The 22,362-nt window shown below is 73.0% G+C and carries 21 protein-coding genes and 1 pseudogene; 12 read left to right on the top strand and 10 right to left on the bottom strand.

The window, feature by feature from the left end; all coding sequences use genetic code 11:
* Positions 1-412: 412 nt before the first annotated feature.
* The gene (locus JXZ78_RS01940; RefSeq protein ID WP_030018510.1) at positions 413-1,225 is read right to left on the bottom strand and encodes an APH(3'') family aminoglycoside O-phosphotransferase; all 813 of its coding nucleotides are present in this window, start codon (positions 1,223-1,225) and stop codon (positions 413-415) included.
* A gap of 78 nt (positions 1,226-1,303) precedes the next feature.
* Here JXZ78_RS01940 and JXZ78_RS01935 point away from each other — a divergent pair, with 78 nt between their 5' ends.
* From JXZ78_RS01935 to JXZ78_RS01920, 4 genes are all read left to right on the top strand, one after another.
* Complete coding sequence (locus JXZ78_RS01935; RefSeq protein WP_030018509.1) at positions 1,304-1,777, top strand: MarR family winged helix-turn-helix transcriptional regulator; 474 nt, start codon at positions 1,304-1,306, stop codon at positions 1,775-1,777.
* A gap of 77 nt (positions 1,778-1,854) precedes the next feature.
* On the top strand, positions 1,855-2,631 hold the full coding sequence (locus JXZ78_RS01930; RefSeq protein ID WP_078624023.1) for an alpha/beta fold hydrolase: 777 nt from the start codon (positions 1,855-1,857) through the stop codon (positions 2,629-2,631).
* Positions 2,632-2,747: 116 nt separating this feature from the next.
* Positions 2,748-3,458: a TetR/AcrR family transcriptional regulator gene (locus tag JXZ78_RS01925; protein WP_372498388.1), complete on the top strand. Its 711-nt coding sequence runs from the start codon at positions 2,748-2,750 to the stop codon at positions 3,456-3,458.
* Between the two features lie 122 nt (positions 3,459-3,580).
* Positions 3,581-4,723 (top strand): FAD-dependent oxidoreductase, encoded by a 1,143-nt coding sequence (locus JXZ78_RS01920; RefSeq protein WP_030018506.1) that lies wholly within the window; start codon positions 3,581-3,583, stop codon positions 4,721-4,723.
* Positions 4,724-4,731: 8 nt separating this feature from the next.
* On the opposite strand, the gene JXZ78_RS01915 is transcribed toward JXZ78_RS01920, so the two are convergent.
* From JXZ78_RS01915 to JXZ78_RS01890, 6 genes and pseudogenes are all read right to left on the bottom strand, one after another.
* Positions 4,732-5,922, bottom strand: a complete 1,191-nt coding sequence (locus JXZ78_RS01915; RefSeq protein WP_030018505.1) for a GDSL-type esterase/lipase family protein — start codon at positions 5,920-5,922, stop codon at positions 4,732-4,734.
* Between the two features lie 103 nt (positions 5,923-6,025).
* Positions 6,026-6,607, bottom strand: a complete 582-nt coding sequence (locus tag JXZ78_RS01910; protein WP_030018504.1) for a TetR/AcrR family transcriptional regulator — start codon at positions 6,605-6,607, stop codon at positions 6,026-6,028.
* Positions 6,608-6,705: 98 nt separating this feature from the next.
* A pseudogene (locus JXZ78_RS01905) lies at positions 6,706-7,219 on the bottom strand (transposase).
* A 46-nt stretch (positions 7,220-7,265) separates the two neighbouring features.
* A complete protein-coding gene (locus JXZ78_RS01900; protein ID WP_078624021.1) occupies positions 7,266-7,748 on the bottom strand; it encodes a DUF3515 family protein in 483 nt (160 codons plus the stop codon).
* Positions 7,749-7,870: 122 nt separating this feature from the next.
* Complete coding sequence (locus JXZ78_RS01895; RefSeq protein ID WP_030018501.1) at positions 7,871-9,445, bottom strand: amidase family protein; 1,575 nt, start codon at positions 9,443-9,445, stop codon at positions 7,871-7,873.
* 114 nt (positions 9,446-9,559) lie between these two features.
* A complete protein-coding gene (locus JXZ78_RS01890; protein ID WP_050502141.1) occupies positions 9,560-10,057 on the bottom strand; it encodes a MarR family winged helix-turn-helix transcriptional regulator in 498 nt (165 codons plus the stop codon).
* Positions 10,058-10,268: 211 nt separating this feature from the next.
* Here JXZ78_RS01890 and otr(B) point away from each other — a divergent pair, with 211 nt between their 5' ends.
* From otr(B) to JXZ78_RS01875, 3 genes are all read left to right on the top strand, one after another.
* Positions 10,269-11,918 (top strand): oxytetracycline resistance efflux MFS transporter OtrB, encoded by a 1,650-nt coding sequence (gene otr(B) / locus JXZ78_RS01885; RefSeq protein ID WP_030018499.1) that lies wholly within the window; start codon positions 10,269-10,271, stop codon positions 11,916-11,918.
* A gap of 138 nt (positions 11,919-12,056) precedes the next feature.
* Positions 12,057-12,587, top strand: coding sequence for a DoxX family protein (locus tag JXZ78_RS01880; RefSeq protein WP_030018498.1), 531 nt, complete (start codon positions 12,057-12,059; stop codon positions 12,585-12,587).
* Positions 12,588-12,699: 112 nt separating this feature from the next.
* Entirely contained in the window at positions 12,700-13,650 is a 951-nt protein-coding gene (locus JXZ78_RS01875; RefSeq protein ID WP_238782615.1) for a DUF5829 family protein, read from the top strand.
* A gap of 42 nt (positions 13,651-13,692) precedes the next feature.
* On the opposite strand, the gene JXZ78_RS01870 is transcribed toward JXZ78_RS01875, so the two are convergent.
* Positions 13,693-14,052 (bottom strand): cupin domain-containing protein, encoded by a 360-nt coding sequence (locus JXZ78_RS01870; protein WP_030018496.1) that lies wholly within the window; start codon positions 14,050-14,052, stop codon positions 13,693-13,695.
* Between JXZ78_RS01870 and JXZ78_RS01865 the strand changes: the two genes are divergently transcribed.
* On the top strand, positions 14,051-15,541 hold the full coding sequence (locus JXZ78_RS01865; RefSeq protein WP_050502140.1) for an aminotransferase-like domain-containing protein: 1,491 nt from the start codon (positions 14,051-14,053) through the stop codon (positions 15,539-15,541). The genes JXZ78_RS01870 and JXZ78_RS01865 overlap by 2 nt on opposite strands.
* Here the strand turns inward: JXZ78_RS01865 and JXZ78_RS01860 are convergent.
* On the bottom strand, positions 15,496-16,932 hold the full coding sequence (locus tag JXZ78_RS01860) for a DUF4334 domain-containing protein (protein WP_238782614.1): 1,437 nt from the start codon (positions 16,930-16,932) through the stop codon (positions 15,496-15,498). The two genes, JXZ78_RS01865 and JXZ78_RS01860, sit on opposite strands and share 46 nt — an antisense overlap.
* A 254-nt stretch (positions 16,933-17,186) precedes the next feature.
* On the opposite strand from JXZ78_RS01860, the gene JXZ78_RS01855 reads away from it, so the two are divergent.
* The 4 genes from JXZ78_RS01855 (at position 17,187) to JXZ78_RS01840 (ending at position 21,907) form a co-directional block, all read left to right on the top strand.
* Positions 17,187-18,755, top strand: a complete 1,569-nt coding sequence (locus JXZ78_RS01855) for a prenyltransferase/squalene oxidase repeat-containing protein (protein ID WP_050502139.1) — start codon at positions 17,187-17,189, stop codon at positions 18,753-18,755.
* Entirely contained in the window at positions 18,752-20,143 is a 1,392-nt protein-coding gene (locus JXZ78_RS01850; RefSeq protein ID WP_050502138.1) for a cytochrome P450, read from the top strand. The genes JXZ78_RS01855 and JXZ78_RS01850 overlap by 4 nt, the downstream gene beginning before the upstream one ends.
* Positions 20,144-20,241: 98 nt before the next feature.
* Complete coding sequence (locus JXZ78_RS01845; RefSeq protein ID WP_238782613.1) at positions 20,242-21,027, top strand: SDR family NAD(P)-dependent oxidoreductase; 786 nt, start codon at positions 20,242-20,244, stop codon at positions 21,025-21,027.
* Between the two features lie 133 nt (positions 21,028-21,160).
* A complete protein-coding gene (locus JXZ78_RS01840) occupies positions 21,161-21,907 on the top strand; it encodes a class I SAM-dependent methyltransferase (RefSeq protein WP_030018490.1) in 747 nt (248 codons plus the stop codon).
* A gap of 80 nt (positions 21,908-21,987) precedes the next feature.
* Here JXZ78_RS01840 and JXZ78_RS01835 read toward each other — a convergent pair whose 3' ends face one another.
* Positions 21,988-22,197, bottom strand: coding sequence for a hypothetical protein (locus JXZ78_RS01835; RefSeq protein ID WP_030018489.1), 210 nt, complete (start codon positions 22,195-22,197; stop codon positions 21,988-21,990).
* Positions 22,198-22,362: the final 165 nt, after the last annotated feature.

Below are 22,362 nucleotides of genomic sequence, written 5' to 3'. Positions count from 1 at the left end.
ATGTGATCCGCCGGTCGTGGTGCCCGGCTCGGTCTTGGGGTCCTGGCCCGGCTGTGTTCCGGTGCCTTGACCCGGCTGCGTTCCCGTTCCCTGGCCGGGCTGCGACCCGGTGCCCGGGCCGGGCCGGGGCGTGGTGTCCTTGCCGGGTGCGGGGCCGGTGCCGTTCCCCGTACCGGACTTCGGGTTTCCGTCGGTTCCGGTGGCCGGCTTCTCGCCCCCGGAGGGCCCGCCCGCTTCCGTTGCGTCGCCCGGCTGCTGCCGCGGCAGCCATCAATGTCTGGCGGGACGTCGTCACCGATACCTTTCCGGGGTGTCGCCTGAGATGCCACGCACGTACGCCTAGGGGACTCCTGTAAGGCAAATCGTTGTGCTGGGACGCGAGTTGTGGATGAGCCTCACGGTCTCGCGCCCCTCATCCCCAGGTGAGGGGGTCGAGATGCAGGTAGAAGCGCTCCCGGGCACGGTCGAGCGTGATCCCGTAGCGCGTGGCGAACGCTTCCTCCGCCGCGGCCGCCTGCGTGTCGTCGTCCCACGTCTCCCGGGCGGTGGCGAAGAGGAGCGCGAGATCGGCGTACGGATCGGCCCGGCCGAGGCGGCCGAGGTCGATGAAGCCCGACACGGTCAGGGTGACCGGATCGAGCACGATGTTGGGCAGGCACAGGTCCCCGTGGCAGACGACGGTCTCCGCGGCCTCCTGCGTCAGGCGCCGCGCGAGCTGCGGAGTGAGGCGCGCCAGCAGCGCGTCGGGAGCCGTCCGCTGCTGGGCGACGGGGAGGAACTCCGGGTTGACCGCGCCCCGGGCCACGACGTCGCGGGCCGTCGCGTACATCAGGGTGAGATCACGCGTGTACGGGCACTGCGACGCGGGGAGGCTGTGCAGTTGGCGTACGGCGTCCGCGATCGGCCCCCACGCCGCCCGGAGCTGCGCTGCCGGTATGCGGTCGGCGGGCACGCCTTCGACGGTGGTGGTCACCAGGGCGGCACCGTCGCTGCTCACGCGCCAGCCGAGGACGCGCGGGCCGGGCACGTCCTGCGTGCCGAGCCAGTCGGTGCGGTCCCGTTCCGTCTCCAACGAGGCCGTCTGACCGGCGGGGACGCACTTGGCGTACCGCTTCCCGTCGGCGGACCGGAAGACGCTGGCCGCGGACTCCCCGTCCGTGACGGGTTCCCATCCGCCACCGTCGGCGGGCAGCAGTGTACGGAATTCGGACGACGCATCGCTCACATCCGTCAACCTAATGGGCGGAGCCGATCAGCCGCACCATGATTCACGACATGGCAACCACGGTGTCATGATGGGGGAGTGAGCGAGGAGAACGGCACGCAGGCGACCGAGGATCCGGGCGACCGGTTCGTGGAGATCTTCAACCTGGTGGGGCCGCTGTACCGGCGTGCCCAGCGCAAGGTGGAGCAGGACGCGCCCCTCGAAGGGCTGTCGGTGGGGGTGCGGGCGGTCCTCAACATGCTCCGCGAACACGGGCCCATGACCGTGCCGCAGATGGGCCGGGCCCAGGCGTTGAGCCGTCAGTTCGTGCAGCGGATGACCCATGACGCCGCGGGGTTCGGGCTGGTCGAGTTCCACCCCAACCCGGCACACAAGAAGTCCTCGCTCATCGCCCTCACCGACAAGGGCAGGGCCGCCATCACCGCCGTGATCGACCGTGAACGGACGGCGCTGCGCCAGGCCGGCGCCGACCTCACGGATGACGAGATCACCGCCTGCGTCCGGGTCCTCTCCCGCCTCCTGCACTCCCTGGACGACGTGGACGTGAACTGAGGCGGCCGTCCCGCTGCCCACCGGGCGATATGACAACCCGGTTGTCGTGTGGGCAGGTCTATGCCACCTTGGTTGTCATGGATGACCTGTTCTGGCTCGACACCGGCAGTGGCCGCCCGCTCGTCCTGCTCCACGGCGGCTTCCTCGATCACCGCATGTGGGACCGTCAGGTCCCCGCCTTCGCCGCGAAATACCGCGTCATCGCCCCGGACGCCCGCGGCCACGGCCGCTCCGCCAACGCGACCGGGCCGTTCCGGCCCGCCGACGACGTCGCCGGGCTGCTGCGCCACCTGGGCACCGGTCCGGTGATCCTGGTGGGCCTCTCCATGGGGGCGGCCACCGCCGTCGATGTCGCGCTGGAGTATCCGGAGCTGGTCAGCGGTCTGGTCGTCAGCGGCGCCGGCACCAGTGAGCCGTACTACTCCGACCCCTGGACCACCCGGACCATGGGTGCCTGGCACGCGGCGATGGCTTCGGGCGACCTGGACGCGTCCGTGGAGGCGTTCATCCTTCTCGCCGCGGGTCCGCATCGCGGGCCCGACGGTGTGGACCCCAAGATCGTGGACGAGCTCCGCGACATGAACAAGGGCACCCTCGCCAAGCACAGCAGCGGCGAGTCCAGCCCGATCCTCCCGGTCCGCGACACGTGGGAGCGGGCCGCCGGTATCGAGGTCCCCGTGCTCGCCGTCAACGGCGGCCTCGACTCGCCCGACAACATCGGCATGGCCGAGCGCCTCGTCGGCACCGTCAAGAACGGCCGTGCGGTCTCCGTCGACGGGGCGGCCCACTATCCCAACATGGAGCGCCCGGACGAGTTCAACGAGATCGTCGGCGGCTTCCTGGGCGCTCTCTGAGCGTCCGGCCCGGGCGGAGGAGTGCCGGCCGCGCCGTGACTCCCGGTTCCACGGTGACGCGTCACCACCGCAACGAACTTGTTCGTGACGAACATGTTCGTTACGGTGGTGAGGTGATCCCGCGCCCCCCTGAGCAGATCCCGGCACGCGCCCCTGTCCCCCGCAGCCGCCGCGAGCGCCCCGCCAAACCCGCCCTCACCCACGAGGGCATCGTCGAGACCGCCGTCGCCCTGATGCGGTCCGAAGGGCTGCAACGGGTGACGATGCGCCGCCTGGCCCAGCAGCTCGACACCGGCCCTGCCTCGCTGTACGTGTACGTGGCCAACACGGCCGAGCTGCACGCCGCGATCCTGGAAAACCTCCTCGGCGAGGTCGATCTTTCTCCGGTCCGTGCGCCCGGTGACTGGCGTGAACGGCTGGTGACCCTCCTCGGCTCCTGCACGCACACCCTCTTCCGGTACCCCGGCCTGGCGCACTCCGCGCTGGTGGCCCGCCCTTGCGGGCCGAACTACCTGGCCCTGGTCGAGTCGATCCTCGCCCTGCTGCACGAGGGCGGGGTCCCTGACGCGCAAGCCGCCTGGGGTGTGGACGTCCTGCTCCAGGTGGCCACGGCCACTGCCGCCGAACAGTCCACCCGCGACCGTGCCGCTGCCGCCGAGGACGAGCACGAGGCGCTTGTGCGCGTGCTGCGGCAGGCCGCTTCCGCCACCCACCCGCGGATCGCCGCCATCGGTGACGACCTGTTCTCGGGCAGCCCCGAACAGCGGCTCGCCTGGATCTTCCGCGCCGTCATCAACGGCACGGAGACCACTCCCCGCCAGTACTGAGCCGCCTCGCCCGAGCACTGATCCGCCTCCCCCGAGCGCAGCCCGCCCCGCCTGCCCGAGCGCAGACCCGCCTCGCGTACGCCGCCGCACCGGCCGCGTCGCCACGGAACGGAGAGACCACCATGACCGGCACCCCCGCCCACCACCCCGTCGCGATCGTCGGAGCGGGCCTCGGCGGCCTGACGCTCGCCCGCGTCCTGCACGTACACGGCATCGACGCGGCGATCTACGAACTGGAAGCCGGCCGGCACGCCCGTACACAGGGCGGGATGCTCGACATCCACGACGACACCGGCCAGGCGGCCCTGCACGCCGCCGGCCTGCACGATCGTTTCCGTGTCCTCGTCCACCCGGGAGGCGAGGCCACGCGCGTCGTCGATCCCCAGGGCACCGTCCGCTGGGAGGAGGGGGACGCGGGCGACGGCATCCGCCCCGAGGTGGACCGCGGACAGCTGCGCGACCTGTTGCTGGACTCCCTGCCCGAGGGCACCGTACGCTGGGGGAGCAAGGTCACCGGCGCGCGCCCGCTGGACGGCGGCCGCCACGAGGTGATCCTCGCCGACGGCACCGCCTTCACCACCGACCTCCTCGTCGGCGGCGACGGCGCCTGGTCGAAGATCCGGCCGTTGGTCTCGCAGGCCACTCCCGCCTACACCGGGATCTCCTTCGTCGAGTCGGACCTGCTGGACGCCGACGCCCGCCACCCGGAGAGCGCCGCTCTCATCGGCGGCGGCTCCTTCTTCTGCCTCGGGGACGGGAAGGGCATCCTCGCCCACCGCGAATCCGACGGCAGCGTGCACATCTACACGGCGCTCAAGACCGGCCCGGACTGGCTCGGCACCGTCGATTTCACTTCCGGCACCGCCAAGAAGGCCGTGCTCGCCCACTTCGAGGGCTGGGACGACGGCCTGCGGGCGCTGATCGCCGACGCCGACGGCGTGCTCGTCCCGCGGCACATCCACGCCCTGCCCGTCGGCCACCGCTGGGGCCGCGTGCCCGGCGTCACCCTGCTCGGCGACGCCGCCCACCTCATGTCCCCGTTCGCCGGTGAGGGCGCCAACCTCGCCATGTTCGACGGTGCCGAACTCGGCCGGGCGGTCGCCGCTCACCCCGGCGACACCGAAGCCGCCCTCGCCGCCTACGAGGAGGCGCTGTTCCCCCGCAGCGAGGAGTCGGCCGCGGAGTCCGCCGCCAACCTGGAGATGATGTTCGGCGACCGGGGCCTGGAGCGCCTGCTCGACCTGTTCGCCGCCCACGGGCAGTAGGTCCGGCGTCAGGCGCCGCCGTTCCCGTCCGCGAAGGCGCCGCCATCGGTGAAGGCCAGCTTGGCGAAGCGTTCGCCGATCCGGCGGTGGGCGGCGGCGTCCGGGTGCAGGTCGTCGGGCAGCGGCAGCTCGGCGAAGTCCGCCTCGCCGTACAGCTCACGGCCGTCGAGGTGGTGCAGGTGCGGGTCCTCGGCCGCGCGCTGCGCCACGATCCGGGCCAGTTCCTCCCGGATGACGTTCAGGGTCAGCTTCCCGGCCGCGCGTTCCGCCGGGTCGCCGGTGGCCCGGAAGCGCAGCTGTCCGGTGCTCATCGAGGAGAAGTCCGGGGCGCTGGGCCCCGGGGTGTCCTCGTGGATCGGGCACAGGATGGGGGAGACGACCAGCAGCGGGGTGGTCGGGTGGCCCTCGCGGATGGTGTCGAGGAACCCGTGAACGGCGGGTCCGAAGGCGCGCAGCCGCATCAGGTCGGCGTTGACCACGTTGATGCCGATCTTGACGCTGATCAGGTCGGCGGGGGTGTCCCGCAGCGTACGCGCGGTGAACGGGTCGAGCAGCGCGGCACCGGCCAGCCCCAGGTTGACGAGCTCCACGCCGCCCAGGGAGGCGGCCAGCGCGGGCCAGGTCGTGGTCGGTCCGGCGGCGTCGGAACCGTGGCTGATCGAACTGCCGTGGTGCAGCCACACCTTGCGGCCCCGGTCCGGCGCGGGCTCGACGGGGGCGTCGGTGCGCAGGGTGAGGAGTTCGGTCGTCTCGTTGTGCGGCAGCCAGATCTCGATGTCCTTGGGTTCGCCGGACAGACCGTCGAAGCGCAGGGTGCCGGCCGGGCCCGGCCGGTGTTCGAAGGTCCCGGCGGACATGTCGATGGTCAGCGTGTCGCCGCCCGCCACCGTCGCGTGCCCGGCCGGGCGACCGTCGACGAGCAGTTCGTACACGCCGTCCGGACGGGGCGGGACGCCCGTGTAGACCCGCTTGGTGGGCCGGGTGTCCAGTTCGAGGGCGGTGGCCCGGGTGCGGAAGGCCAGCCGTACGCCGGAGGGCTGGGACTCGGCCATGGCCAGTTGCCCGTCGTTGTTCTGCGCGCGGGCCCAGGCGGGCAGCCGGTGCGGCAGCACGCCCTGCTCGGTGTGCTCCACGTCCAGGGCGCCGCGGAGGAGGCCCGCGGTGATGGGGGTGCTGGTCCAGTTGTCGTCGGTGTGCATGGCCTCAACCTGTTGATCGAAGTTTTCGGGGGGTCGGCGAGTGACGCGGGAGGTCCGTACGGCCCGTGTGTCCGTGGCTCGCGTCGCGTCGCGTCGTGTTTCGTCAGGGCAGCCGTGGCGCGGGCCAGTTCCGCAGCAGGGCGTCGAGGGCGTCCAGGACCCGGGTCCAGGTCTCGTCCGAGTCGGGGGCGCTGTGGCTGAACCCGCCTCCCAGCTCCAGGCTGACATAGCCGTGGAAGACGCTGCCCAGCAGCCGGACCGCGTGTGTCTGGTCGGGTTCCGTCAGGTCGTATCCGCGCAGGATCGCCCGCGTCATCTGGGAGTGCCGGACACCGGCGCTGGCGGCGGCCGCCGCCGGGTCGAGCCTCAGCTGCGCCGCCGCGTACCGGCCGGGGTGCTCGCGTGCGTAGTCACGGTAGACGTTGGCCAGCGCGGCCAGGGCGTCCTTGCCCGCCCGCCCGGCCAGCGCGGCGGCGCCCCGGTCGGCGAGTTCTTCCAGGGCGAGCAGGGCGATCCGGGTCTTGAGGTCGTGCGAGTTCTTCACGTGCGAGTACAGGCTCGCGACCTGGACGCCGAACCGCCTGGCGAGCGCCGAGACGGTCACCTCCTCGAAGCCGGCCTCGTCGGCCAGCTCCGCCCCCGCCCGGGTCAGTCGCTCCGGGGTGAGCCCTACGCGTGGCGCCATGGCCTTCCTTCCATTTGGCTAAAGCGATCGAGCGTTTGCCTAATCGAGTATGCACTTGCCTAAAGCTTTTAGGCAAGTGTTCGTGGCGTCCCGGTTTGCTACCTGGCGAGTCGCCGGTAGCGGATGAGGGCGGCTGCGATGCCGGCGAAGGTGAGGAAGTGGTCGGCCTTGCGCTCGTAGCGACGGTGCAGACGGCGGCATCCTGCAAGCCAGGACATCGTTCGTTCGATCGTCCAGCGGTGGCGCCCGAGCTGCTGGGAGGACTCGATGCCTTTACCGGAGATGCGGAGTGTGATGTGCAGGGAACGGAGCCACTGTCGCAGGTGGCGGTTGTCGTAGGCCTCGTCCGCGTGGAGCTTGGCCCACACTCGTGCACCCGGGCACCCGGGCCTGACTCCACTCCGTGGAGCGTCGGCACACCGTCGACCACGACGGACCGAACGCCTCGGGGGTCTGCCGCCAGGTACAGCCGGAGGTAGCCACGAACAGGACGGCGGCAAGTACCTCCCGGTCGCCGTGGCGCCGTCGTCCGCCGCCTTGCGGACGCACCGGCGCCACCGGCACCACCCGGTGGAACAACTCCCGCAAACCGTCCGGGACCAGACGCTCCATGATCGTCACGCCCGAACACTACTCAGCACGCCAAATGACACGACGTCTAAACGCACTTGGATGTCTGCGGGATCGCCTTCACCGCGTCACCGAGGTCGACCAGCGTGTCCCCCGCCGAAGTCGCCGCCTCCGCCGCCACGGTCACTTCGACGGCGGGATCGCGTCCGTAGGTGATGAGGGTCTTCCTGCTCCCACCTGTTGCGGTGCTCCGCAATACCCAGTCCACCCCGTTCACGTCGAGGCACAGGTCGGTGGTCGGCCCGGGGGATTTCATGCCGCAGCGGAGAACGACGGTCGAATCTCCCCAGACCGCGACTCCGGCCCCTTTCGCCTCGGTTCGATCCTCTCCCAGGAGCTGGGGCGGGTAATGCCGGGCGAGATCACCGCAGAGGGGATGGCTCGCGTTCGGCGCGCTCGCGATGTCCGGTGGTGCGGTGAGGAACGAAAAGGCCAGAACTCCCGCCGCGGCGAGGGCGGTTCCGCCCACGGCCCCGGCGGTGACGAGGGTCTTTTTCGACGGTGGAACCACTTCTCGCCACGCCTTCTTCGGTCACACGGGAACTCTTGCCGTGGCGGGCAACCTTAATGGCTGTTCGGGGTGAAATTCCCATAAGGCCGGTCAGGTCGGCAAGGCCGAAGCGCTGATCCTGCTCACGCCGTCCGGGCCGGCGGCCGGCCGGGCCCGGGCAGGTGCCCCGCGAGCTGCTGTGCCATGGCGACGAGTGTGCGGTCCGCCAGGTAGGGGCCGATGAGCTGGACGGCCAGCGGCAGCCCGTCGGCGGTCCGGCCGGCCGGGACGACCAGGGACGGCAGGCCCACCAGGCTCGCCAGGTTGAGCCAGCTCGTCTGGTCGAAGAACGGGCGCTTCGCGCCGTCCACCGTGATGAACCGCTGCGGCGGTGGGGTGCCGGTCTGGTCGGGTACGGCCGCCGTCGGTGCGGCCGGGGCGATCAGGACGTCATGGTCGGCGAAGTAACCGGCCCACGCGGCCCGCAGCTGCTGCCGTGCCTCGTCGGCGACGCACCAGTCCCGGTGCCGCATCGTCCGGGAGCGCAGAAACTGGCCGCCCGGGTCGTCGGCGGGGATCTTCTCCGCGGCCGCCACGTCGGCGGCGAACGCGCTGTCCGTGGCGGTGGCGGAGCCCGTCGCGAACAGGAGCCGCTCGAACAGCGTGTTGCTCCCGGCGAAGTCGACGGGCCGGGCGGTGTCGTCGACGCTCGCGCCGACGGAGCGCAGCAGCGTGGTGACCTGATCGAGGAGCGCGCGGGTCTCTGCGTCGACGCGGCAGTAGGCGTCGTCCGGCCAGACGCCGACGCGGTACTGGGCCAGCCCGCTCTTGGCCGGGGCCGGGAGGGTGATCGTCCATCCGTCCCGGTCGGCGGGGGCGGGCGCGACGAGTACGTCCAGGAGGAGGTCGAGGTCGTCGGCCGTACGGGCCATCGGGCCGAGGGTGAGCATGTCGCTGCTGGTGGCCCAGCCGGGCAGGCGGGGGACGTGGCCGCGGGTGGGCACGACCGGCGCGGTGCCGCGGGAGGGGCGCAGCGCGTGGACACCGCAGTACGCGGCCGGCAGGCGCAGCGAACCGGCGAGGTCGGAGCCGACTTCGAGACTGGTGAGACCCGTGGCGACGGCGGCGGCCGCGCCACCGGAGGAGCCGCCCGCGGTCCTGGTGTCGTCGTACGGGTTGTCCGTCTTCCCGAAGAGGGGGTTCGACGTCTGGATGTCCTGGCACATGACCGGCGCGTTCGTCTTGCCGACGAGGACGGCGCCGGCGGCACGCAGGAGGGCGACGGCGTCGGCGTCCCGGTCCGGTATGTGGCCGGAGAGGTCGGGGGAGCCGCTGGTCGTGCGCAGGCCCTCCGTCTCCAGGGCGTCCTTGACCGTCATCGGGAGCCCGTGCAGCGGCCCGAGGGGCCGGCCGGTCTCGGCGAGGTGCCGGTCGGCCCGGTCGGCGGCGGCGCGTGCGGCCTCGGCGTCGAGGGTCACGATGGCGTTGACGTGCGGGTTGACCTGCGCGATGTGCCGGAGGTACTGCTCCAGGAGGTCACGGCTGCTGATCTCGCGTCGGCACAGTGCGGCGACCTGGTCGCGGGCGGGCGCCAGATGGAGCGCTCCGGCATCGGCCTTCGCGCCGCCGGGCCGGGGCCGCGGGGAGGAAGGCGCGGTCGCGGCAACTGGTGTGGTGATGCCGGTGGAGGCGGTGAGCAGGGTGCGGCGGGGGATCACGTGGGGGCTCCTGATGCGTTGCTCGATGCTCGGTGCTGACGGGGTGTGAGTGCTGGTGCGGGGGCGTCGGCCGGGACAGCGAGGCGCCCGGAGGACGGAGAAGCGCCCCCGGAGTCAGGAGGGCCGCTGCTCCGCGCCGGGCTCCACTGCCGAACGGGCGTCCAGCACCGGCCGGGCGTCCAGGTTCTCCCGCAGTCGGCGCAGCACCGAGAGGGCGACGTGCAGGTCCTCGGGCGGGATGCCGCCGGCCAGGTGCTCCAGCCAGCGCTGCTCCAGGGGGCGCAGATCGTCCAGAGCCTGCCGTCCGCCCGGGGTGAGTTCGACCAGCGGGCTGCGCTGGTCCTGCGGGTTGGGGCGGGTCGTCACGACACCTTCGGCCCGTAGGCGGTCGACGGTCTGCTGGACCGCCTGGCGCCGCAGCCCTCGTTCCCGGGCCAGGCGGGCCACCGTCGACGGCCCGTCCAGCAGCAGCCCCGCCACCTGCCAGCGCGCCGAGGTCAGTCCCGCGTGGGCGGAGAGCCAGTCCCCTTCGCGCAGCAGGCGGCCGTTGACCGCGAAGACCTCGGCGGTCACCTCGACCAGGGCGTCCACGTCCGGGGGAGAGGAATCCATGGCCACAGCGTAGATCCCCGGCCTTGCGCGGCGTTCCGTGCCTCTCCTGGTACGGCCTGCCGGAGCGCCCCCTCCCGGGAAAACGACAAGGGCTTGTCGAAATCCGTTCCGGTGATTACGCTCGGCGTCCGGCCGGGGCGCCGACCGTGAGCCGGCAGGGTGCGGGCTGCGCGGACGGTGCCGTGACCCCCGGCCTGGAGAGTGAGGAACCGTGTCATCCGCGCATCCGGGCACCGCCGGCGAGGCGGCCCAGGCAGGCGGGACGTTCACCCACCGGCAGAGGGCGACGGCCATGTCGGGGCTGCTGCTGGCCGTCTTCCTCGCGGCACTGGACCAGACGGTCGTCGCCACCGCGATGCGCACCATCGCGGACGAGCTGCACGGCCAGACCGAGCAGGCGTGGGCGACGACCGCGTATCTCATCGCCTCCGTGCTGGCGATGCCCTTCTACGGCAAGCTCTCCGACATCCACGGGCGCAAGCCGATGTACCTGGTCTCGATCGCCGTGTTCGTCGCCGGATCGGTCCTGTGCGGTACGGCCGGGTCGATGACCGAACTCGCCCTCTACCGGGCGGTCCAGGGGCTGGGCGGCGGCGGGCTGATGTCCCTGCCCACCGCGGTCGTCGCCGATCTGGCGCCGGTGCGGGAACGCGGGCGCTACTTCGCTTTCCTTCAGCTGGCCTGGGTGGCGGCCAGTGTCGTCGGTCCGCTGGCGGGCGGGGCCTTCGCTGAAGCCGGTGCGGTCTTCGGGGTGGCCGGCTGGCGCTGGGTGTTCCTGCTGAATGTGCCGCTGGGATTGCTGGCCCTGGTCACCGTACGCAAAGCCCTCACCCTGCCGCACGAGCGCCGCGCACACCGGATGGACGTACTGGGCGCCGCGGCGCTGGCACTGTTCCTGGTACCGCTGTTGATCGTGGCCGAACAGGGCCGGTCCTGGGGCTGGACCGCGCCGGTCTCCCTCGTCCTCTTCGCGCTGGGCGCGGCGGGACTGGCGCTGTTCCTCCGCGTCGAGCTGCGGCGCGGCGACGAAGCCGTGCTCCCGCTCCGGCTGTTCCGGCGGGGCGGCATCGCCCTGTGCTCGGCGGTCAACTTCACGATCGGCGTCGGCATCTTCGGTACGGTGACCACCCTGCCGCTGTTCCTCCAACTGGTGCAGGGACGGACCCCGACCGAGGCGGGGCTGGTGGTCATTCCCTTCATGGTGGGCACCATCGCCTCCCAGATGGTGTCCGGCAGACTCATCGCGGCCTCGGGCCGGTTCAAGAAGCTCGCCGTCGTGGGCCTGGGCTCCATGGCCGGAGCGCTGCTGACCCTCGCCGCGGCCGGCGCCACGACGCCGATGTGGGGCATCGTCCTGATCGTCGGCTGGCTGGGCACCGGCATCGGACTGTCCCAGACGGTCATCACCCTGGCCATGCAGAACGCGGCCCCCAAGAGCCAGCTCGGGGTGGCGAACGCCGCGTCCGGCCTGTGCCGGCAGATCGGCGGTTCCACCGGCATCGCGGTCCTGTTCTCCGTCCTGTTCACGGTGGCGCTCGGCCGGCTGGCCGACCTGCTGCGCTCCGGCCGTTTCGCGGGCCTCCTCACGGACCCGGCGGTCACCGGCGACCCCGCCAACCACCGCTTTCTGGCCATGGTCGAGTCGGGGCGCGGTACGGGCATCGACCTGGACGACACGTCCTTGCTCCGCGGCATCGACACCAGGCTGGCGCAGTCGGTCACCGAGTCCTTCGCGCACGGTTTCCACGTCATGTTCCTCGCCGCCGGAGCCGTGCTGCTGGCCGGTTTCGTCCTGACCTGGTTCCTGCGTGAACTCGACGACGGCACTCGGACGCCGGAGCGCGCGCGGGCAGGGAAGTAGGCCACACGGAGGGGCGAGGTCCCCTCCGCGACCCCCGTCACCCGAACGGCCGAGTGGGCGAGCCCGTGGCGCGCCGGGGGAGGGAGGATGGGCACGCGGGAGGGGACCATCCCTGTTCGGCTGCCCCGGGAGCCCATCGTGACCTGTTTCGACCGACGTGATGTCGGCCTGCTGCTCCTGCGTGTGGGAACCGGCGGTGTGCTGGCCGCGCACGGCGCGCAGAAGCTCTTCGGCTGGTTCGGCGGAGGCGGTATCGAAGGCACCGGCCAGTTCATGGAGTCCGTCGGCTATACGCCGGGCAAGGCCAACGCCACGGTCGCCGGGCTCACCGAGGCCGGCGGCGGTGTCCTGCTGGCTCTGGGGCTGGCCACCCCAGCCGCCGGAGCGGCCGCGGCGGGCGCGATGGCGGGTGCCGCCGCCGTCCACGCCCCGAACGGGTTCTTCGCGCAGAGCGGCGGCTACGAGCACCCGGCCTTCCTCGGACTGACGACGATCGGACTGGGCATCACCGGGCCCGGCCGGATCTCCCTCGACCACGCGCTCGGCCACTCCGTCAACCGCGGCTGGATGGTCCCGGTGGCCCTCGCGGTGACCGGGGTGGCCACGGCGCTGGTCGTGGGCGCGCGCAACAAGCGGGCACGGCAGGTGGCGGAGGACGGGCAGGGGTGACGTCCGCCGTGTGATCACGACCGTGCCGTCGCAGCGTTCAGGAAGCATCGTTTTTGCGACGTCCTGACCGGACCGGCAGCGTCCGTGTCGACCTCCGCCTACGCTCGCCCGCATGCTGCTTCGCCGGATGTCGCGCCTGGCCGTGACCGTCACCGTGGTCCTCGCCGCCGCCCTCACCGGGGCGGCCGAAGGGAGCACCGGCGCGGCGCGTGCCGCGACGGCCGCGCCGCAGACGGGCCGGCAGCTGTTGTTCTACAACCACGCCTACGGAGTGCTCGACCGGGCGACCGCCGACGCGATCGAACACTCGGCTTACCTGCGTGACTTCGCCGACTTCGAGGTCCGTACCACCACGGGCAGCGGTGGCGAGAGCTGGACCGGCCGTTATCTGAGGGGCCGGGAGACCTACCTCGAACTGTTCGGGGTGGGGGACCTGCCCGGCCAGAGCGGCGCCCTCGGCTCCACGGGGACGGGAGTCTCCGTGGAGCGCGCCGGCGACCTGGCGAAGGTGACCGGGCGGCTGAAGGAGGAGGGGGTCACCGAACCCGTCGAGTTCCGGCAGACGCGGGACTTCGGCGACGGTGTCCCGGTGCCGTGGTTCGACGGCGCCTTCACCACGCTCCAGTACGACGTCTTCGCCGCCTGGGCGATGGAGTACCGGCCGGAGTACTTCGCCGACCCGCGCGGTAGGACGGGACCGGCCCGGTATCCCGGCGACGTCGGCCGCGAGCGCTATCTGCCCGATGCCTACCGGGACCACCTGATGCGCGACGTGACGTCCGTGCGCCTCGCGGTCACCCGGCGGGACATCGCCAACACGGTCCCGCTGCTGCGGGCCGGCGGGTTCGTCGTCCAGCAGGCGGCCGACGGAGGCGTCGTCGCCCAGCGTGGCGGCACCCGCATCCGGTTCGACGCGGTTCCGCTCGGTCAGGCGGGGCTGCGACAGGTCACGTTCGCGCTCAACCGGCCGGTCGAGCGGCGGCACGAGGAACGGGTCGGCCGGTCTGCCCTCGTCGTCGGCCCGGGCGCGCACGCGGTATGGAATTTCGGCGACCCGGAGTAGAGCCGCGCGCCGCTGCTCGCGGAGCGGCGGCGCCCGCGGGTGTCAGCTTCCGTACTGCTGCGTGTCGGGGTGCTCGATGAGCAGCGCGTGCGCGCTCTCCTCCGCCACGGGCCGGTGCCGTGTCCCCCTGGGGACGACGAACAGCTCGCCCGCCTTCAGCACCACCGGGTCCCGGCCTTCCAGCTCGATACGGAAGGTGCCGTCCCAGCACAGGAACAGTTCGTCCTCGTCGTGGTGGTGCCAGGGGAAGGCACCTTCGAACCGTGCGAGACGGACGGCGGTGGTGTCGTTCACCCTCGCCAGGGTGTGCTGCTGGTAGGGCCCGGGGAGGGCGGCGACGGCGTCGGCGACCGATACCGCTGCGGGGGCGTGAGGCCGGGCTTCGTGGTGTGTGGTGGTCATGCCCACGGACCCAGCCGCACTGGCCGACCGCCTGGGCCGGTGGTCGGCCGGCCGCGGGCCGCTGTACCTCCTGCTCGCCGCGCGCCTGCGACGCCTCGTGGACGAGGGCGAGCTGCCTGCGGGTACGGCGCTGCCGCCCGACCGGGCGCTGGCCTCCGCGCTCGCCGTAGGACGCGGCACGGTCGTCGCCGCGTACGAACAACTCCGCCGGGAAGGCCGGATCACCCGGCGTCAGGGGAGCGGCACCCGGGTAGCAGGGACACCGCGTACCGGGCTCCAGGAGAGCACCAAAGCCCCGGTCTTCCTCCACCTCCTGGAGCCCCGCGACGACGACACGATCTTCCTGGCGTGCGCCGCCCCCACCGCGCCACCACCGGTCCTGCTGACCGCGTACGAGCGGGCCCTGTCCCGGCTGGCCACGGTCGAGGACGACATCGGGTACCACCCGTCGGGCCACCCGCTGCTGCGCCGCGCCGTCGCCCGGCACTACGCGCGGCGCGGAGTGCCGACCGAGCCCGAGAACGTCCTGATCACCAACGGCGGGCAGCAGGCCCTCTCGCTGCTGGCCCGCGCCTTCCTCCAGCCCGGCGGCACGGCGCTGATCGAGGCGCCCACCTATCCGGACGCGCTGGAGGCGCTCCGTGAGCACGCCGTGCGCCTGCGGACCCTTCCCGTCGGCCTGGACGGTTTCGAAGCGGCAGTACGCGCCTCGGCACGCCGCCCCGGCCTCGCCTACCTCGTGTCCACCCACCACAATCCGACCGGCGCGGTCCTGCCGCAGCTCGCGCGCCGGCGTCTCGCCGTGGCCGCCGCCGACGCGGACGTCCCGCTCATCGACGACGAAGTCCTGGCCGACCTCGCCTTCCCCGGGCACCGGACGCCCTCACCGCTCGCCGCGTTCGGCGCGTCGGTCGTCTCCGTGGGCTCGCTCAGCAAGAGCGTCTGGGGCGGGCTGCGCGTCGGCTGGGTCCGGGCGGCCCGGCCCGTCGTCGACCGCCTCGCCCGGCTGCGCGCGGTGCACGACCTCGGCGGGAACCTCCCCGCCCAACTGGCCGCCGCCGAACTGCTCCCGGGCCTCGCAGAGCACTGCCGGGAGGCGGCGGCCGACCGTCAGGCGCGCCACGACCAGCTGCGGGCGCAGCTGGCGCGGCAGTTGCCGGACTGGGACGTGCCGTCCGTGACCGGCGGAACGACCCTGTGGGTGCGCCTGCCGCACGGCGACGGGGACTCCTTCGCGCAGACGGCCTTCCGGCACGGCGTCGTCGTGCTGCCCGGCCGGGGACTGGACGCCTCGGGAGGCAGCGGGGAATTCCTCCGCATCCACTTCCTCGCCGGCGCCGACCGGCTGACCGAAGCGGTACGGCGGCTGGCGGCCGCCTGGCACGACCACGGCGGCGGGCGCGGCGCGGGCGTCCCGGCGCTCCGGTCACCGGCGGTCCGGCGTCAGTCCCGTACGTCGGCGTCCGGTACGCGCGTGAGGTGGAAGTAGAAGTCCTCCGGATCCCCCTTCTTGTCCATCACGCACAGCAGGACGTCGTCGGTGAGACGGCGGAAGTGGTCGATGATCGGCAACTGGTCGTAGACCATCGCCGCGGACTGCTTGCCGCGGTGGACGACCTCGCGCAGCGAGGCCAGGCCCATCTCCGTGTACGAGTGGACCGTGCCGTCCTCGTCGCGGCAGAGCAGCGGTTCCACGTGGTCGGTGTCGACGAACCGTTTGCCGTACCACCGCATCTTCGCCAGCATCGCGGCGTTCTCGCTGGTGTGCTCGAAGGCGCCGCCGCGCCATGTGCCGAGCAGGTCCGCGGTGCCGACGGGCTCCAACCGGTCGAAGAGGTCCGCGAGTTCCGCGGTGCCGTACGTGCCTCCGGACGCGACGGCGTCCAGGACTTCCTGCTCGATACCCATGGGCGGGGCCTCCTTCGGCCGGGGGACGAACGGGGCGGGCGCGGTACTGCCCGGCAGCGGAGGGGCGGCGGTCCGGCCGGGCCGTACGGGGTCGAAGCGGTGGTACATCCGTGCGTGCCAGATCACCACCCGCTCCAGCGCCACCGCGGAACCGTACCCGGACGTGCTGAGCGGAGTCAGGGTCCGCAGGCAGCTTTCCAGCCCCGCGTCGGCGCGCTCGTACGCCTCCCGTTCCGTCAGGCCGAGGGCCAGGGCGTCGGGCTTGCCCTCGGCCTGCTCCCGGTGGTGGCCGCGGAGGTCGTTGAGCAGGCGGATCGCGATCGCGGCCTCGTGCAGCGCGGTACGCAGCACCGGCAGGCCGCGCCCGGCCGGGTCCGGCTCGTCGAGAAACGCCCACAGGGCGGTGACCTGCTGTTCGATGCCGATGCTCCAGGCGCCGTGCCGCAGGTAGTCGGCCAGCGGGGGCGCCGTGCCGCCGACGGCCGCCGTCCGGGCCGTCTCGTGTTCGTACCGCATGCCGGTCAGGGTCTGACGCATGCTTTCCCGCCACACGGCGGCGCGTTCGGGCCGTCCGTTTCCGTCCACGTCCCGGACGATCCCGGCCAGAGCGCGCGCCACGGGATCGTCGCTGCCGTCGTCGTGCCCGTCGAGGATCCGGTGCCAGGCGTCGACGCGGGCCGCGGGCCAGTCCGGGCCCGGCGTGCCGGGCGCTGCGGGCGCGTCCAGGACGTTGTCGATCGCCATCAGCCAGACCGTCAGCCGGGACATCCGGAGGCAGGTTTCAGGCGGCAGCCACGGGGTGAAGAAGGCCGTCTGCAGGCACATGAGGGGGACCAGCGCCGTGTCCACGGGTAAACCGAGCTTTTTGAGCCAATTTTCCAGTCTGGGCATGTTCTGCAAGGCGGCGGAGCATGTGTCCGCCATGGAGACGATCTCCCGGGGAAGGTGGCCGGCCGGCCGTGAGGTGTACACGCCGTCAGGCTACGTCGCGCGGGCCCGGACGCGGTCCGCCGCCCCGGGGCCCGACGTGCCCCGAAGCCGCCGCGCAGGGCCGGGCCGCCCGGTCGTCCCCCGGCCGCTCGGCGGTACGCGGGACCGGCCGTCGGGTTGACGGCGCGTATGCACCAAGTACAGGCGGGACCACCAGAAATCGAGGCAAGATGTCAGCAGGACGCGTGTTACCGCACCTACCGGTCGCCCGCTTGTCGCCCACGCTCGTACCACGGGTGAACCGTTCCCTCGCCCTCGCCACCCGGCATGCCCTCACCACGCAGCGCGACAACGGCTCATGGCTCGCCACCCCCGACCCCCGGATCACCGAGACCGCGCTGTGCACGCTGGCCCTGGCGCGGTCACCCCGACCCGGCGCCGGTCACGCCGCCGAACGGGGCCGGGCCTGGCTCGCCGCCGGGGCCGCCCCGCAGGACCACCACCCGGTGGCCCGTGCGGTGGAAAGCGCGCTGCTGTCCCTGGCCCTGGGCACCGACGGGCCGGTAGACGTCGGTCACCCCGCCTTCGAGGACCCGGCGCTGTCGGCCCGGGCCCGGCTCCTCCAGGCCCTCGCCCTGCACACCGGCCGGACGGTCCGCGGCGGCGCCGGACCCGACGCCCTGCGTACGCAGCTGGCCACCGCGGTCGCCGCCCCGGGACGGCTCAAGCGCTGGTCGCGCGTGGAACTCTGGTCCGCGCACGCCCTCGTGGCAGCCCACTTCGGGGACCAGCGGGCCGCCCTGTACGCCGCCCGTACGATCGCCGACCAGCAGTCCCCGGCGGGCGACTTCTCCGCCAACCCGGTCACCACGGCTCTCGCGGGGCTCGCCCTCCAGGCCGCCGCTCCCGGCACCGCCGCCGCCCGCCGCTGCACGGAGTACCTGCTCACCAGCCAACACGCCGACGGCACCTGGCGCTTCTCCACCAGCGACGTCTGGGACACCGCGCTGGCCGTACGCGCCTTCCGGGGCGCGGCGGACTTCGACCGCCACGCGCTGCCCGCAGCCGTCGGGTACCTCGTCGCTGCGCAGAATCCGGACGGCGGCTGGCCGTACCGCCTGGGCGTCGAGTCCGACAACGACACCACCGGGGCCGCCCTGATCGCCCTGCACGGCGCGAGCGGCGCTCCCGGCGGGGTGATCCGGGCGGGGGTGCGGCACCTGGCCCGGCAGCAGCGGGACGACGGGCTCTGGCGGACCTGGCAGTCCGCCGGAGATCCCCCGGTGGACGACGTGATCGCCCACGTCGTCACCGCGCTGGCCTGCCATTCCGGCCGCCACCGCGTGGACTTGGGCACGGCACGCGCCTGGCTCACCGAACGCCTCGACGGCCGGGGACGCTGGCACGCCGGCTGGTACCGGGGCCTCGCGTACGCGACGGCCGAGGCCCTGCCCGCCCTCGACGCCTCCGCCTCGCCGGACGGCCACCCCGCCGCCCGCGCACTGGCCGAAACCCGTAACCCCGACGGCGGCTGGCCCGTCGAGGCAGGCGGCCCGAGCACCCCCGCCGCCACCGGCCTGGCACTCGCCGCCCTGGAACGGGGTGGCCTCCACGACGAAGCCCTCTGGGCGCCAGGACTGACCTACCTCGTGGAGACCCAGCGCGACGACGGCACCTGGCCGGGCGTACCGCTCATGTACGGCCCGCGGCCGCTCCTCACCCACTTCCCCACGCACACCCACGCGTTCACCGTAGAAGGCCTCTTCGCCGGGCAGCGCAGGCTACGCGCCGCAGCGCGAGGCGGCTGCCTCCCGTCGCAGGGGGAGGAGCTGTCCTGCGGCCGGACGGGAGGAGGACCGGCGTGAACAGGAGCGGTGCAGGACCGGCCGCGCGCCCCGCGCGTTCCTCCGCCGACGCCCCCACCGGAGCGCCCGTCGCCCCCGGCCGGGTACCGCTGGCCGGGCACGCCCCGCGGTTCCACCGGGACGCCCTGCGCTTCGTCCGCGAGCAGCGGCACCACGGGCCGGTGACGAAGGTCTACATCGGCCCGCGGCCGGTGCACGTCGTCAACTCCGGCGAGCTGGTACGGGAACTGCTGACCGCCCAGGCCCGTTCCTTCGACAAGGGCGCGATGTTCGACGCCCTGCGCGTCCCGCTGGGTGACGGGCTGATCACGGCTGCCGGGGACCGCCATCTGCGCCACCGCCGTACGATGCAGCCCGCCTTCCACCACGACCGGATCGCCGGTTACGCCCGCGTCATGTCCGACCGCTCCCTGGCGAGGGCCGCCGCCTGGGAACCCGGCACCCCGCTCGACCTGGTGCCGGAGATCCACCGTCTGACCCTCGACATCCTGCTGCGCACCCTCTTCGCGGACCCCCAGGACCCCGAGCTGCGCACGGCCGTCACGGACTGGCTGACCGTCAAATACCACTCGATGCGCCTCGCCCTGTCCCCCCTGCACGCCTGGGCGCAGCGCCTTCCGCTGCTGCCGGGCTGGCGGCCGCCGGACGCCGGCCCGCTGCGCAGGCTGGTGGCCGTCCAGCAGCGGATCATCGACCGTTACCGTGCCGACGGCCGGGACCGCGGTGACCTGCTTTCGATGCTCCTGCTCGCGGGCGGCCCGGAAGGCGCCCTGACCGACACCGAGGTGACCGACGAGCTGATCACCCTCTTCCTGGCCGGCACCGGCACCGTCAGCGCCTCGTTGGCCTGGGCCCTGTACGAGATCTCCCGCCGCCCCGACGTCCAGCGGCGCCTGCACGAGGAGTTCGACACCGTCCTCGCGGGGCGGCCGCCCGGCTTCGAGGACGTGCCCGCACTGGTCCGCACACGGCAGGTGCTGACCGAGACACTGCGGCTGCACCCGCCGTCGTGGCTGCTGATGCGCCGCGCCGTACGGCCGGTCACGCTCGGCGGCGTACGGCTCGCCCCGGGCGCCGAGGTCTTCTTCAGCCCGTACGCCCTGCATCACGACCCGCGACTGTACGAGGACCCCGGCCACTTCCGCCCCGACCGCTGGCCGGCGGATGCCGCCGCGAAGCCGCCGCGGCACACCTATCTGCCGTTCGGTGCGGGCAGCCGGCTGTGCATCGGCGAGGACTTCGCCTGGACGGAACTGACCCTGGCGGTGGCCGCGTTCACCGCCGACCGGCGCCTGGTTCCGGTCGCCGATGCCCCCGTACGGCCCCTGGTCGGCACCGTCCTGCGTCCGGACCGGCTGCCGCTGACGGCGCACGCCCGCACCACCTGACCGTATCCATCGCTTTTCGACCGCGCCTGTCCGTTGCCGCCCGCACCAGCCCTCTTCACCGCACCCCACCACCTTCGCCCCACCCAGAGGAGCCGCACATGCCGACGCCCCCGCACATGCCCGACGACGGAACCCGGCCCGGACGGCTGCGGGACCGGGTCGCCCTGGTGACCGGCGCCGCCTCCGGAATCGGCGCCGTGTGTGCGGAGCGGCTGGCCGCGGAAGGCGCCGTGGTGGTGGCGGCGGACCTCGACGAGGACGGTGCCGCCCGGGTGGCCGGACAGATCACCGCGGCCGGCGGCACCGCCCTGGCCCGCCGGGTCGACGTGACCGACCTGGACAGCGTCACCAGTGTCGTCAAGGAAGCCGCCACCCTGGGCGACGGCCTGCGGATCGCGGTCAACAACGCCGGGATCAGCGGCCCCCTCACGCCGCTGGCGGAGCTGTCCCCCGCCGATTTCGACACCGTGACGAAGGTGAACCTCTACGGCGTCTACCACGCGATGCGCTGCCAGCTCCCCGCGATGGCCGCGACCGGCGGCGTCATCGTCAACCTCTCCTCCATCGCCGCCCATTCGGCCTTCCGCGGCCACGCCGCCTACGCGGCGGCCAAACAGGGCGTCCTCGCCCTCACCCGGACCGCGGCCCGCGAGTACGCGAACCACGGCATCCGGGTCCTGTCCGTGTCACCGGGCGTCGTCGGCACCCCGATGGTCACCTCGCTGCCGCCCGGGAGCACCGACCACCTCATCGCCTCCGTCCCGTTGCAACGCATCGCGCAGCCGGCCGAGGTCGCCGCCCTCATCGCGTTCCTGGTGTCCGACGACGCCTCGTACATGACCGGCAGCGACCACGTGGTGGACGGCGGGTATCTCGCCAAGTAGGCATTAACCGCTGGCGATGTTGATCTCGCGGCACCTACGCTGCGTCGGCGGTCGCTGCCGTCACCCGCGCGGCAGCGGCCCTCGGCTCCGGTCCGCGAAGCCGATCCTCCACCGAAAGGGCCGGCGAACGTCCGTGCACCCAGCTGATTTCTACACCGGCCTCGTCGCCGAGTCCTTCGCCCCGTTGCGGTCGTTCTCCCCGGATCCCGAGATCTATGCGGCCTTCCTCCGCGAAGTGGACGGCCCGGCCCTGGAACTGGGCTGCGGAGACGGTGATCCGCTGCTCGCGCTGCGCCGCGCCGGGCTGGACGTCGAAGGCGTCGACTCCTCTGCCGACATGCTGGAACGCTGCCGCCGCCGGGCCGACGCGGCGGGCCTCACCGTCACCGTCCACCACCAGCGGATGGAAGCGCTCAGCCTGTCACGCCGGTTCCGGGCGGTCTTCCTGGCCGGGCCCACCTTCAACCTGCTGCCGGACGACAGCGTCGCGGCGGCCGCTCTGCACGGCATCCGCCGTCACCTGGCCGACGACGGCACCGCGTTGATCCCGTTGCACGTCCCGCCGCCGACCCCCGCCGACCGGATCGGTCAGGTCCGCACCGCCCCCGCCGACGACGGCGCCGAGCTGCGGTTCTCCATGGTGTCGGAGGAGCGCGACGAGATCGCGCGCACCAGGACCGCCGTGCTGCGCTACGAACGTCACGGCCCCGACGGGCCCACCGTCGTGGAGCGTCCGTGGCTGCTGCACTGGTACACCCGCTCCGGCTTCGAGAAACTCGCCGCCGGAGCCGGGCTGCGTACGGTGTCGGTGACCAGCGCGGACGGCGCAGCCGTGGAGGGCGACGCCCCGGACATGGTCTTCCGCCTTCGCGCCGCCTGATGCTCTCGCGCCTGCCGGTGTCTCCGGACCGGCCGGCACCTCCGCCCGGTCGCGTGCCGTGTCCGAACGGCGGGGCGGGCTCAGGCGAGGCCGGTCATGATGCGGCCGACGAGTTCCCGGTTGCCCTGGGGCACCGCGCCGAACTCGGTGCCGGCCGGACCGGCGCCGGGGCCGACGCCGGTCTTCGGGGCGGTGCCTGCCGGGCTGTCGTCGGCCACGGCGGCGGACGCCGCGGGCAGCACGACGGCCGCGGCGAGCACCGCGCCGGCGAGGGTGAGACGTACGCGCATGCGGATCACTCCTGGGTACGGGGGAGACGGTAGCTGGACCTCCAGCACAGCCGTTCCCCCCGGGGCTCGCATATTCTCCGGGGCACCCGGGTGGTCGGCGGAGCGACGCACCCCGGCAGAGCCGGGGTGCGGTGCCCGTCGTACTCCGGCTGCACCTGCGGGAAC

It is taken from the genome of Streptomyces monomycini, assembly GCF_022271435.1.
Classification (GTDB): Bacteria; Actinomycetota; Actinomycetes; order Streptomycetales; family Streptomycetaceae; genus Streptomyces; species Streptomyces monomycini.
The sequence above is the reverse complement of the archived record's forward strand: the minus strand, read 5'-3'. Positions and strand labels throughout refer to the sequence as shown.